This is a genomic window from Streptomyces sp. NBC_00885, assembly GCF_045207475.1.
Taxonomy (GTDB): Bacteria; Actinomycetota; Actinomycetes; order Streptomycetales; family Streptomycetaceae; genus Streptomyces.
In genome coordinates this window covers 8473947-8486812 of record NZ_CP108796.1, presented here as the reverse complement: position 1 = coordinate 8486812, position 12866 = coordinate 8473947, and the positions used below count along the sequence as shown (strand labels likewise).

Annotated in this window: 11 protein-coding genes; 7 read left to right on the top strand and 4 right to left on the bottom strand. The window is 68.2% G+C overall.

Features of this window, described 5'->3' with window-relative positions:
• Nucleotides 1–44 precede the first annotated feature (44 nt).
• A complete protein-coding gene (locus OHA61_RS38580; RefSeq protein WP_361916355.1) occupies nt 45–263 on the bottom strand; it encodes a DUF3311 domain-containing protein in 219 nt (72 codons plus the stop codon).
• Between the two features lie 168 nt (nt 264–431).
• Here OHA61_RS38580 and OHA61_RS38575 point away from each other — a divergent pair, with 168 nt between their 5' ends.
• From OHA61_RS38575 to OHA61_RS38565, 3 genes are read left to right on the top strand one after another with little or no spacing between them, the layout of a single operon-like run.
• Entirely contained in the window at nt 432–1988 is a 1557-nt protein-coding gene (locus OHA61_RS38575; RefSeq protein WP_406307047.1) for a sodium:solute symporter, read from the top strand.
• Complete coding sequence (locus OHA61_RS38570) at nt 1985–2641, top strand: SigE family RNA polymerase sigma factor (RefSeq protein WP_406307046.1); 657 nt, start codon at nt 1985–1987, stop codon at nt 2639–2641. Before OHA61_RS38575 ends, OHA61_RS38570 begins: the two co-directional genes overlap by 4 nt.
• Nucleotides 2638–2925 carry a hypothetical protein gene (locus tag OHA61_RS38565; protein WP_406307045.1) on the top strand — a complete coding sequence of 96 codons (288 nt, stop codon included), beginning with the start codon at nt 2638–2640 and terminating at the stop codon, nt 2923–2925. Before OHA61_RS38570 ends, OHA61_RS38565 begins: the two co-directional genes overlap by 4 nt.
• Before the next feature lie 118 nt (nt 2926–3043).
• Here OHA61_RS38565 and OHA61_RS38560 read toward each other — a convergent pair whose 3' ends face one another.
• The gene (locus tag OHA61_RS38560) at nt 3044–5191 is read right to left on the bottom strand and encodes a hypothetical protein (protein ID WP_406307044.1); all 2148 of its coding nucleotides are present in this window, start codon (nt 5189–5191) and stop codon (nt 3044–3046) included.
• Between the two features lie 511 nt (nt 5192–5702).
• Between OHA61_RS38560 and OHA61_RS38555 the strand changes: the two genes are divergently transcribed.
• On the top strand, nt 5703–7796 hold the full coding sequence (locus OHA61_RS38555) for a TRAP transporter permease (protein WP_406307043.1): 2094 nt from the start codon (nt 5703–5705) through the stop codon (nt 7794–7796).
• Nucleotides 7793–8785 carry a TAXI family TRAP transporter solute-binding subunit gene (locus tag OHA61_RS38550; RefSeq protein ID WP_406307042.1) on the top strand — a complete coding sequence of 331 codons (993 nt, stop codon included), beginning with the start codon at nt 7793–7795 and terminating at the stop codon, nt 8783–8785. Before OHA61_RS38555 ends, OHA61_RS38550 begins: the two co-directional genes overlap by 4 nt.
• A gap of 108 nt (nt 8786–8893) precedes the next feature.
• On the opposite strand, the gene OHA61_RS38545 is transcribed toward OHA61_RS38550, so the two are convergent.
• Entirely contained in the window at nt 8894–10249 is a 1356-nt protein-coding gene (locus OHA61_RS38545; RefSeq protein WP_406307041.1) for an FAD-dependent oxidoreductase, read from the bottom strand.
• Between the two features lie 95 nt (nt 10250–10344).
• Nucleotides 10345–11532: a 3-hydroxybenzoate 6-monooxygenase gene (locus tag OHA61_RS38540; protein WP_406307040.1), complete on the bottom strand. Its 1188-nt coding sequence runs from the start codon at nt 11530–11532 to the stop codon at nt 10345–10347.
• Between OHA61_RS38540 and OHA61_RS38535 the strand changes: the two genes are divergently transcribed.
• Nucleotides 11519–11836 (top strand): hypothetical protein, encoded by a 318-nt coding sequence (locus tag OHA61_RS38535; protein WP_406307039.1) that lies wholly within the window; start codon nt 11519–11521, stop codon nt 11834–11836. The genes OHA61_RS38540 and OHA61_RS38535 overlap by 14 nt on opposite strands.
• Nucleotides 11837–12176: 340 nt before the next feature.
• Nucleotides 12177–12779, top strand: coding sequence for a gamma carbonic anhydrase family protein (locus tag OHA61_RS38530; protein ID WP_406307038.1), 603 nt, complete (start codon nt 12177–12179; stop codon nt 12777–12779).
• Nucleotides 12780–12866: the final 87 nt, after the last annotated feature.

Here is a 12866-nt window from a genome sequence, read left to right as displayed (position 1 = left end):
CACCGGGGCGGTGTGACAAGAAGTGAACGTGGATCAGTAAGCGATCAGCGGCGACGATGTCGGTCCGTCAGCGCATACGCGGCGAGCAGGCAGAGGCCGCACCCCGGCACCCAGGCGAGCTGGTACCAGTAGAAGAACGGCGTCCCGGCGAGCATCGGGCTCTCACCGGCGTACCAGGGGACCCAGAGCAGGCCTGCGGCGGGCATGAGAAGCAGTACGGCGATCGCGACGCGCCGTAGCCGGTGATGACCCCTCCGTCCCATGACCTGCGCTCCTCTCCCGCTCAATGTCGGTCTGTGCAAGAGTTGCCCGTACGCCTCAACCGGTTGACAGCGAATTTCCACGAGATTTCCTCCCGGTTCCGTGTCCTCCGGACAGGCCCCCGGCGCAACTCTTCTGCGAGGGCACAGGCACACCAAGGACGGTGACCCATGGCCGACGGCGCCATGACCGCGACGTTCCTCGCCGTAATAGGCGGAGCGTCGCTCCTCGCCGTGACCGCGCGCCGCCTGCACCCCAGCGATCGGCTGCCCTCGCTGGAGGGCTGGGCCCTCGCCGACCGCAGCCTCGGCCCCGTCTGGACCTGGCTGCTGCTCGGCGGCACGATCTTCACCGCCTACACCTTCACCGCCGTACCGGGACTGGCGTACGGCAACGGCGCCGCCGCCTTCTTCGCGGTGCCGTACACGGTGATCGTCTGCCCGATCGCCTTCGTCCTGCTGAGCCGCCTGTGGACCGTGGCCCGCCGACACGGCTACATCACCGTCGCCGACTTCGTGCGCGGACGGTACGGGTCGCCGCCGCTGGCCCTGGTGGTCGCGCTGACCGGCATCCTGGCGACCATGCCGTATCTGGCGCTGCAGCTGCTCGGCATACGCGCGGTGCTGACTGCCGGCGGCGTGTACCCGCAGGAAGCGGCCGGAGACGCGGTGATGGTGGCGCTGTTCGCGGGGCTCGCCGTGGCCACCTACCGGCACGGGCTGCGCGCACCCACCGTCATCTCCGCGCTGAAGGCGGTGGCGGTCTTCGTCTCCCTGACCGCCGTGTGCTGGCTGGTCCTCGTGCGGCTCGGCGGGCCCGGCGCCGTGTTCGAGGGCGCGGCACGGCGGCTCGGCGGCACGGACGTGGCCCACTCCCCCTTGCTCCTGTCCCCCGAGCAGCAGCCCGCGTACGCCACGCTCGCCCTCGGCTCCGCGCTGGCTCTGCTGATGTACCCGCACGTGCTCACCGCCGGTTTCGCCGCCGACAGCCCGCGAACCCTGCGCAAGGCGTGCGTGGCGCTGCCCGCCTGGACGGGACTCCTCGCGCTGTTCGGCTTCCTCGGTATCGCCGCTCTCGCAGCAGGCGTGAAGGCGCCCCGGGGCGGCGCCGAGTCCGCCGTGCCGATGCTGGTCGACCAGCTGATGCCGGGGCCGCTGGCCGGGCTGGTGTTCGGCGCGATCACCGTAGGGGCGCTCGTCCCGGCAGCCGTGATGTCGATCGCGGCCGCCACCAGCTTCGTACGCAATGTGTACGTCGAGTACTTCCATCCCACCGCCACGCCCAAGCGTCAGGTGCGCACCGCCAAGGCCGTGTCGCTCACCGCCAAGGTGGGCGCGGTGGCCTTCGTGTTCGGGCTGCGCGACCAGGACGCCATCAATCTCCAGCTCCTCGGCGGAGTCTGGATCCTGCAGATCTTCCCGGCGGTGGCCGTGGGGCTGTTCACCGGGCGGCTGCATCCGCGGGCGCTGCTCGCCGGGTGGGGCGTGGGCATGGTGGCCGGGACCTTCATGGTCGTGCGCGAAGGGTTCTCCCCGGTCGTGCCGCTGGGCCTCGGACCGCTGGAGATCTACGCGGGGTTGGCGGCCCTGCTGCTCAACCTGACCGTCGCTGTGGCCGGGACCGCGGCCCTCGAACGCCTCGGCGTCGCGCGCGGCGCCGATCTGACCGACCTGCCGTCGCGCCTGGCCGTGAGGTGGCGCCCGGAGACGGAAGCAGACAACCCGTGAGACGCAAACACACAACTCCCGTACGGGAACCGTCCGTCGCGCAGCCGGCCGAGCCCCTCGCGCCCGCGACGGCGGCTCCGGCCGACCTGGAACGCGAGGTACGGGAACCGTCCGTCGGACAGCCGGCCGAGCCCCTCGCGCCGGTGTCGACGCCTCCGGCCGACCTGGATCGCGAGGCCGGCCTCGCCCGGCTCTTCGAGCTGCACTACTCCTCGATGCTGCGCCTCGCCCACCTGCTCGGTGCGGACGACCCGGAGGACGTGGTGGCCGAGGCGTACTACCAGATCTACCGAAGGTGGCGGCGCCTGCGGGACGTCGAGGCGGCTGAGGCCTATCTGCGCTCCACCGTGTGCAACCTGGCCCGTATGCGGATACGTCACCTCCAGGTCGCCCGCAAGCATGTGGAGACCCCGCCGGACGAGACCGTCGCGTCCGCCGAGAGCACCGCGCTGCTGCGCGAGGACCAGCGGGTCCTGATCAACGCGCTCCAGCAACTACCGCCGCGCCAGCGCGAGGCGCTCGTGCTGCGGCACTGGCTCGGACTGAAGGAGAGCGAGATCGCGGCGGCGATGGGCATCTCCTGCGGTTCGGTGAAAACACACACGTCACGCGGCACCACCGCGCTGACCCAGGCGATGGAGGCCCGGCGATGAACGACACCAGTCCGGACCGCACGGAGCAGGAGCTGCGCGAGGCCCTGCAGGCACTGGCCGACGGAGTCCAGGCCGCCCCTGACGCCTATCGCACGGCACGTGGCGAGTGGCTGCGCCGTGAACGCCGGCGGCGGCTCATCCTCGCGGTGCTGATCGCCGTCGTCTTCGCCGTGGCCACTCTGATCGGCCTGTGGGTCCTCAACCAGGCCCCGTCCGCCCCAGGCGTCATCTTCTCCGGCGCCGACCAGTTCGGTCAGGCGTCACTCTTCGAACCGCACCTCTGAATGTTCTCGTTGGTGGCGGTCCACGGCGATGACGGCCCCTTACCCTCGCTGTATGCAGCAGCGAGGGTAAGGGGACTGGCGTTCCTGCCAGCGTGGGGGGCTCTGCCCGACGTCGTCGTCAGGACGTGGTGACCGTCATGTCGTCGACCACGAAGTCGGTCTGGAGGGAGGCGTCCTCGGTGCCGGTCAGCCTGACCGTCACCGTCCGTCCCCGCCAGTTGGACAGGTTGTAGGAGCGGTAGACGTAACTGCCGACGGCGTCCCTGTTGGACAGGGTCGCCAGAGTGGTGGTGGTGCCGCCGTCGATGACCTGCACCTTGAGCGTGTCGTATGCCACCTGCTCCGTCTCGTAGGTGCCGATGCGGTTGTAGAACCCCAGCGTCGCTCCATTGACGTTGCTCGGGATGGTGACCTGCTGGGACAGGGTCTGCGTTCCCGCCGCCCCCCAGCCGCACAGCCAGGCGTACTTGGTGCCCCAGTGGGCCGGGTACGTCCCCCAGTTGCCGATGACCGACCCGCCCAGCGACGACGTCCAGCTCCAGCCGGGCGTGCCGTTCTCGAAGCCGGAGTTGAGCAGGTTGGCCCGGTAGTCGATGGTGTGCGTGTACGGCTGACTGCGGGCGAAGTCCGCCGTGCTCAGTCCGTTGACGGGGCGGTCGTCCTTGAAGTATTCGCCGAAGGTCCACTGCCCTTGCGTCCGCAGCAGGTTGATCGTGCTCGCCTGTCCGCCGTCGACCTGGTTCCACAGGTCGATCAGGGAGCCTGCCACGCGGCCTTCCACCGCGTCACCGTTGTGCCAGTTGGTGCTGGAGACCGGATAGCCGGAGTTGAACCAGGTGGAGTTCATCATGCTGACCGAGGAGCCGCTGGGCCAGACGAACAGGTTGTCGCCCTTGACGCTGCCGGCGACAGCGTTGGCGAACCCCTCCGTCCAGGCGCACTGGGTGGACAGGGCGATCCAGATCTGGTGCCCTGCGCAGTTCGCGTTTGACCACCACCAGTTGTACAGCTGGTGCATCAGCGCGTGTGCGGATTCGTGGACCACGAGGTGCTCGGAGTCGGGGTCGTTGTCCCGCAGCCTGATGTAGCTGGCGGCCGCGTTGGCCCCGGGATTGTAGTACCCGCCGTCGGCGTTGCCGGCCCACCACTGGACTGTGATCTTGCTGCAGGGCGGATTCTCGTTGGAGGTCCAGCAGCCGGTGCCGGAGCTGCGCCACCACCAGGTCAGATTGAGGGTGTCGAAGGCGTGCCAGGCGCGCATCTGAGCTGCCGCCGCTGCCGTCCAGCCGAAGTCCTGGTTGGTGGAGACGTTGTACCTCGCGGGCGTGGAGGTCGAGTACACCCACCCATTGCCGTCGGTCACTCGCCAGACCGAGCTCTCCGACCGGAACTCCACGTACATCAGGTACATCGTGTTGACCGGCAGGGCGAAGCAGAGGTTGTAGTGGCCGCTGTTGTCGGTCAGCCCGCTGGCGTAGACCTGCTGCGCGTCATTCGCGGTGGGCCGCCCCCACACCTTCACGGTGAGGTTGCGGCCGCCCAGCCACGCCCCCGCCTGGTTGGTGAACTCGAAGCCGCCGCTGATGCAGATCGGATCGCCGGCGGCCCGGGCAACGCTGCCGGTGCCCCCGCTGGTCTGCGGAACCTTCGCGAACTTCTTGCTTACCGAGGTCGACTTCGAGCGCCGCTCGCCCGAACGTCCCGGAAGCCGGGTGATGTCCACCCCCGACCGGGAGGCGCTGTCGCCCGGCTTGTTCGTGCCGACGGTGAGCAACACCGAACCGTGGGCTTCCCGTTCCGGTGACGGCGAGTCGACGTCGGTGAGGTTGGCCTCGATCTGGGCAGGCCCCTCTGCCGTGGCACGGACATGCAGGGTGAGGGTCCGCTTGTCGGTGTCGAGGGCCACCACACCCTTGGCGTCCAGCCAAGGGCCCACCGGCCGGGGCGCGCTGAGAGGGGAACCCTCGGTGATGAGTTGGAGGGTGTCGGGCACGCGGACGGTCAGTCGGGCGTGGGTGACGTGGACCTGGGAACGGAGACTGACCCGGAGGGCAGCCGTCTCACCCTTGGCCGGGAGCTTGTCCAGCTTCAGATCGACCGCGACACAACTGGCCGGGCTCTCCGACTTGGGGCTGGCCGGGACGTTGAGCGTACATTTCGGGTGCGCGGACTGTGGGACGGCGGTCGCCGCCGGCACGAGCCCACTCGATATGGCGACGGCCGCCGCGCCGATCACGGCGACCCATCGCGCGAACTTCGGGATCATCTCATTTCAGTCCTCTGCTGAGACGTGAGCTCCGGGTGGGGCTGCCCGGAGGTCGGCACAGCATGGACCCACGACAGTTGAGAGTGCAATATCACATCACACAGAACTTTGCGTCGTTCAACCAGCACGTTGTGTGAGCACCCCCTTCGTAGGCCCTCGGCGGGGCGGGAAGGGGTGGCCTGGAAACCAGCCGCCAACGGGTCCCCGGCGGCGGGGCGTTCGCCGACGGAGGCCGCTGAGTCATCGGCGTCGGCGACCAGCGATGCCGCCGACGCCGTTCAACGTCGGCAGAGGCACGCCTTTTGAAGGTCACTCACCCGAAAAGAGGTGACCGAAAGCTTAGGGAACCGGGCCCGAAAGGTTCACGGTCATCCCCTACTCCTCGGTAGACGGCGGGCTCGGCGCTCTGTTGGCATGGTGCTGCGCCTCAAGATCACTGGGAGTCGCTACCCGCGTCAACCAGCGGCGTGGCCGTGCACCTTCCCCGGAACACCAGAAATGAGAACCTCCGTTGCCGCCCCAGCCGACCGTCGAAGAGCTGGTTGCCGAGTACGAGCAGGAGCGGCCGATGCGGCGGCTCTCGCCCATGGTCGGTGCCGTGGTATCCGCACTCTGCGCCGCGCTTTCGGTCTTCGCGCTCTGCACGGTCTTCTTTCCGCTGGAGGAGGGTTCCCAGTACTACGTCACCGTCTTCCTTGCCGTGGCGCTGCCGCTCTGCTTCCTGACGCACCGCGCGGGATTGCGCACAGCGGCCCTCCGGCTGCCGTTGCGTCGCTCGACAGGGGCAGGTCCCGGCGACCGGCGGGACGGTGCCGGCGTCGACGGGCCCCGTGGCGACGATCCGGGGATCGTCGACTGGGTGCTGGCCGCAGTCGCCTTGGTGGTCTGCGGGTATCCGCTCCTCGACTTCGACGGCTTCCTCGAGCGGCGGCAACTGCCCACCGTTGTGGACACCGTCGTTGCACTGATACTGCTCCTGCTGGTCCTCGAGGCCTGCCGGCGGACCACTGGGTGGGTGCTGCCTGCGTTCTGTGCAGGCTTCCTGCTCTACGCCTACTACGGGGGTCTGCTCCCGTACGAATGGTCGCTGGCGCACGGGGGCCTCGATGTGGACGCGATCCTTGCCAACCTCTTCATGGGCGCGGACGGGTTCTACGGGATGCCGCTCAAGGTGGCGGCCGGTTACATCGTCCTGTTCACGCTCTACGGAACCGTGCTGGAGCTGTCGGGAGCCGGAAGGTTCTTCATCGACGTGTCCTTCGCCGCGTTCCGCGGGTCCCGCAGCGCACCTGGCCGCACCGTAACGGCTGCAGGCCTGCTGATGGGCACCGTCTCCGGTTCCGGCACCGCAACGGCGGTCAGCCTCGGCTCGGTGGCGTGGCCGTTGTTGCGCAGGGCCGGTTACTCGCCGGAGAAGGGCGGGGGCGTGCTCGCCGCCGCCGGGATCGGGGCGATCCTGTCGCCTCCCACTCTGGGGGCCGCCGCCTTCGTCATCGCGGAGTACCTACGGGAGAGCTACGTCACGGTGCTCATCTACGCCACCGTGCCGACGCTCCTGTACTACCTCGGCATTCTGATGGCGATCGAGATCGACGCCCGCAAAAGCCTCAACGACCCGGTGGAGGGCGAGCCTCGATCGCCATGGCGGCTGCTGGCCAGGTTCGGTTACCACTTCCTGTCGCTCTTCCTCATCGTCGGCTTCATGGCGGCGGACCTGCCACCGTTCAAGGCGGTGGTCTACGCGACGGCGGTGCAGTTCGCACTGTCGTTCCTCGACCCCGCCCACCGGATGACCCCACGACGGCTGTACCAGGCGCTGGCGCAGGGCGTACGGTCGGTGCTGCCGGTGATCGCCACGTGCGCCGCGGCGGGGATCATCGTCGCCGTCGTCACTGAGACCGGGCTCGGCCTGAACCTCGCGTCGATCATCGTGGAGGCTGCGGGCGCGCTCGGCGACGATCCGGTCGTGAAGCTCTCGCTGACGGCGCTCTTCGCGGCTGTCTCGGTCTCGATCCTCGGACTCGCCGTGCCGGTGACCGCGTCGTTCATCATCTCCGCGGTGATCATCGCGCCGGCGATGACCTCCCTCGGCGTCACCGCCCCCGAGGCGTACATGTTCATCTTCTACTACGCCGTGCTGTCCGAGGTGACCCCGCCCACGGCGTTGGCCGCTGCGGCGTCCGCGGCCGTCACCGGCGGCAGTCCGATCCGGACGATGAACGAGACCTGGAAGTACTCCCTTCCCGCCTTCTTGATCCCGTTCGCGTTCGTGCTCACCGACAACGGCGCGCATCTGCTGGGGCAGGGGTCTTTCGGGGACATCGCCTGGGTCACCTGCGTCTCCGCGCTCGCTGTCGCCGCACTGGCGGCCGCCACCGGCGGGTGGATGCTCGGCCCGAGCACTCCGGTCGAACGTGGCCTCTGCGCTGTCGCCGCACTCCTTCTGCTGTACCTCGAGCCCGTCTCGCTGATCGCCGGCTCGGCGCTCTCGGCGGTCGCGCTCGCCATCCATGTGGTCCGCCGTCGCCAGGCAGCGCGAAGGCGCTGCGCCGCGGAGGCGGCCATTGCTGAAGTTCCTCTGATGAAAGGCAGCTCCACCCCATGAACATGCGTCCTCGTGCCCTGGGCCTTGCCGCCGCGGTTGCGGCCCTGGTCCTCACTGCCGCCGGCTGCGGCGGAAAGCAGCACGACCAGGCTGACAAGAATGCGGGCGGCGGTCGGATCACGATCGCGACCGGCAACACCACCGGGGTCTACTACCAACTCGGTGGCGGTCTGGGCAAGCTGATCTCGGACAACATCGAGGGCTACCGCGCCACCGCGACCACCACCGGCGGCTCCGTGCAGAACATCCAGGGCGTCGTCACGGGCGACTACGACATTGGCTTCTCCCTCCTGGACACCGCCGGCGACGCCGTCCGCGGCAACGGTTCCTTCACCGCGCGGCAGCCGGTGGAGGCACTCGCCCGGCTCTACCCGAACTACACCCAGGTGGTCGTCCGCGCCGACTCCGGAATCAAGTCGCTCGCGGACATGAAGGGGAAGCGCATCTCCACCGGAGCGCCCGGCTCCGGTACCGAGGTCATTGCCAAGCGTCTTCTCGCCGCCGGCGGGCTCGACATGAACAAGGACGTACGGGCACAGCGCCTGCAACTGCCCGAGACCGTCGACGCCATGAAGGACGGCACGGTCGACGGCCTGTTCTGGTCGGGCGGCGTGCCCACCGCGGGAATCACGGACCTCACCACCACACTGGGCGGCAAGGTGCGCTTCCTCGACATCACCCCGCAACTGCCGGCACTGCGCAAGGAGTACGGCGACGTCTACCGGCGGGGCACGATACCGGCCTCCGCCTACAAGCAGCCCCGCGACATCCCGACCGTCATCGTGCCCAATGTGCTGCTGGTGAAGAAGGGCTTCGACCCGGAACTGGCCAAGAAGATCATCAATGTGCTCCTCGACCACCAGCCGAATCTGGAGCAGGTGAACCCTGCCGCGAAGGAGATCAGCGTCGGCGACGCTCCCAACACCACGCCGCTGCCGCTGAATCCGGGCGCCAAAGCCGCGCTGGCGAACCGAACCGTCATGGCCTGAGCGCGGCCTCGGGTCAGTGCAGGGCGTCTCGCCACCGGCGCCCTGCACCACCGGCACGCTGTGTTGCAGCCGGCGCCTTTCCGACCGTGACCGCTGCTCTTCCGCTGGTCAGGCGTGCATGCGGTGCAGCGCTCTCATCGCGCTGTCGACGACCTCGTCGTCGGACGCCCGGGCGAGTCTGCGGGCGTGGTCGCCGCCGTTGAAGCCGAGCAGGACGGGCTTGCCGAAGGCTTTGTATCCGTTCACCCACCAGGACCAAAGGCCAGGGTTGTCCGGGTCGAACCATTCGATGATGTCGACGTCCTTGTCCCAGAAGGGCTTGGGAAACTCGAGCCACAGTTTGTCCAGAAGGCCGGCGCCGAGCGCACTGACGGCTTCTTGCTTGGCGTTCGGCAGGGCCGGATCGAAGTCGATGGTCCCGGCCTTGAGTACGCCGATCGGGACTGTGATCACCGCGCGGTCGGCGTGCACGGTGTCGCCGTTCTTCAAGGTCACCGTCACCCCGTCCCCGGTGTGCCGCACGCCGGTGACGAACTGTTGCGTGCGCACTGGGATGTCACCGCGAACATGGGCGAGCAGCCGGTCGTAGCCCCTCGGCAGCAGCAGATCGGGACCCTTGAGGTCGCGACCCTCGAAGGTGGCGGTCACCGAGAGCTGACGGGGCTCGGCAGCGAACTCCAGGGGATAGTTGATGTTCAGCGCGGTGCGCAATGCAGCGGACGGCCGGCGTGGCATCACCGAGGCGACGGTGGCGGTGTCCGGGTCTTCGACGTCTTCCAGCTTCTTCTCATAGCGAGCGAGTTCCCCCATCGCGTGCTCGTCCTCGCCGGTGGCATTGTCGTAGTCGAACGCGTAGCTGGGGTCGCCGGTCTCTTTGAGCACCTTGGTCATCACATTGCCCGAAGAGCCGTGAATCCACGAGGCACCCATCTCGGCCGGGGCTCCAGCGAGATGCCGCGTCCAAACACGACCGCCTACCCGGTCGCGACCTTCAAGGACCGTCACCTGAAAGCCATCATCGGAAAGGGCGCGGGCACAGCCGAGCCCGGCGAACCCGGCCCCGATGACCACGATGTGCTCCCCGCTCTCGGCGTCGTTGCTGACTTCGGCGGCTGCGCGGCGTCCGCTTTCCAAGGCGCCGTGCGCTGTGGAGGGTGCCTCTGAGGAGGTCGCTTCGCCGGCGAAGTACAACCGGCCGGCCACTGACGCGGCCAGCAGGGTGCGTGCCGTCGCGCCCAGGGTGCTGGGCGCGAGGTACGAATAGGAGCAGCGGGCGAAAGGATCCGTCGACCACGAAGTGCGCAAGTAGGCCACCGGGTCCTTGGCACTGCTGGGGCCATCGCGCCTGGATCCATCGGCTCGCCCCGATTTGTTTGCCGTGCAGGATGCCAGCCACCCGGTGGTGGCCAGCGCGAGCGCCGAGCCGAGCAGTCGGCGACGTCCTGTGCCGTCCGGGGAGTTCATGCTGAAGAGATCCTTTCAGAGAGCAGGCTGCAGGAATGACCTTATGGGGAGGGCAGGACCAGGGGACTCCCCCGCGATCAGCCGGCGCAACCTGCTCAACAATGCTCTCCCGTCCCGCCGACGCGAGCTCCGTGCAGCCACTGGACCTTGTCGTACAACTCGTCGACCGTGAAGGAGGACAGCATTGCGTTGCGCGCGATGGCAGCGTCCCCGGCAGGGTGATAGAGCTGTTCGCCCATCGCTCGGGCCACCCACTGCGTCCTGGCTGTTCGCTCGTACCGCTCGGCTTGGTACTTCTCGAGCCGTTGCGGGGTGTCCTCTGCCGGACCCGAGAGCAACTGGCCGATGAGTACTGCGTCCTCGAGCGCCATGCAGGCGCCCTGAGCCGCGTACTGAAGCATGGGATGCGCCGCGTCACCAAGGAGAGCCACGCGTCCGTCCGTCCATCGGTCGACGGGGTCACGGTCACACAGGACCCATTCCTTCCAGTCGGTGCCCAACTCCAGCAACTGCCGGGCCGTGTCGCTCAGATCGGGAAACTCGGTCAGCACGTGAGCTGTCTCGGCCGGCCTGCCGACCACCACGTTCTGTGCACCGTCGTCCCGAGTGGCGGCCAGGTTGAGGAACTTTCCGCTGCCGATGGGATAGTGAACGAAATGCCATTTGGGGCCGGCCCACAACGTGACCGTATTCCAACGGAGTTCCTCCGGAACCCGCTCCATCGGGATCACGGACCGGTAGATCGTATGGCCGGACACACAGGGGACGCCGTCGCCGACGATCTGGTGACGAACCGTGGAGCGGATGCCGTCGGCGCCGATGAGGGCCGCTCCGGTGAAGCGGCGTCCCGTGTCGGTGATGGCCGTGACGCTTTCCGTGTTTTGCTCGTACCAGGTCACTGAGCAGTTGGTGTTCAGCGCGATGCCCGGTTCCGCAACGCAGGCTTCCAGCAGCGCCTGGTAAAGGTCGCCGCGGTGCACCACGGTGTACGGATTGCCGAAGCGGGCACGATACGCGCCGGTGAGCGGCATACTCGCGACCCGCTCGCCGGTGGTGCCGTCCATGAACCTCAACTCGTCGATGTAGACGGCACGTTGACGTACCGCTTCGCCGACACCCAGCCGGTCGAGGGCGTGGAAGGCGTTCGGGCCGAGCTGGATACCCGCGCCCAATTCGCTGAAGCTGTCCCTTCGTTCCAGGACGACCACCTGGCTGCCGTGCCGTGCGACACTCAGCGCCGCCGCAAGGCCGCCGACACCACCACCGGCAATGACAATCTTCATTGTTTCTCTTTCGCTGCTGGAAGACTGGAGGTTCAGCGCAGGGGGACCATCCGCGCGGGCGCGGGCAGCAGTTCGAGGCCGGCAGGCAAGCGATGGCCTCGTACAGCTCACTGGCGCCGGCCAGGATCTTCAGGAACACCTGGTGGACCACGTCCTCGGCCGCGCGGCGGCGGCCGAGGTGGATCTCGGCGAAGGCGTGGAAGAACCCCTGGTGGCCGAGGCAGAAGCCCTGGTAGCCAAGCGGCAGCGCGGCGCGCACCGTACTCATCGCAGTTCCTCGTCGTCGAGGGCGGCACGTCAATGAACCCGCGCCACGGACCAGTTGGCCCTGAGCACCACGATGTCGAAAACGACACCGGATCACTCAACGATCCGGCAAGAAAGTCACTCGGTGATCACACTCGGGAACGGTACGTAATTTCGAGGGTCGAACTTGAGTCCATATAGCCGCCCCGAACAGGGCAAACGAACCCCTCGGTCCCGACCACCCGAGATACCCGACAGCCGAAGTGACGCATATCACAACGGAGTTGGGCGAAGTCGGACGCCCCCGACCCTCCCCTGATCGCCTCCGCCCGTCCGCGGGTTGTGCATGGCGGAATGGCGCGCTCCCCAGCGCCCCAGGGCGCGGCATGATGGCGGCCATGCTGATCGCTCATGAGGGTAGTTCGCCGACGGTCCACCCCACGGCCTACGTTGCTCCGACCGCCACGCTGTGCGGGGACGTTCGGGTCGGGGCCGGGTGCCGGGTCCTGTTCGGTGCGGTGCTCACCGCCGAGGGCGGGCCTGTGGAACTGGGCGAGGGCAGCCTCGTGATGGAGAACGCGCTCCTGCGCGGTACCCGACGGGATCCGCTGATTCTGGGACGGCAGGTCCTGGTGGGCCCCACCTCGTACCTGACCGGCTGCCGCGTCGAGGACGAGGCCTTCCTGGCCACCGGCAGCCGCGTCTTCAACGGAGCAAGGATCGGGACCCGCTCCGAGGTGCGGATCAACGGCATCGTGCACCTGCGCACCGTGCTGCCCGCCGACTCGATGGTGCCGATCGGCTGGGTCGCCGTCGGCGACCCGGTACGCATCCTTCCGCCACAGGACCACGACGCGATCTGGGCGGTGCAGAAGAACCTGGACTTCCCCGGCTACGTGTTCGGCCTGGACCGCCCCGCCGACGGCGAGAGCTTGATGCCGGCCATCTCCGAACGCTTCGGCCGCGCACTCGGCCGCCACAGCAACGACCAACAAATCTGAGCCCCGCCGGAGGAACTCGGTCCTGCCATCCACCGATCGGCTCCAGCAGTCAAGCCGCCCAGTAGGCCGTCGCGCAGTCCTATCATT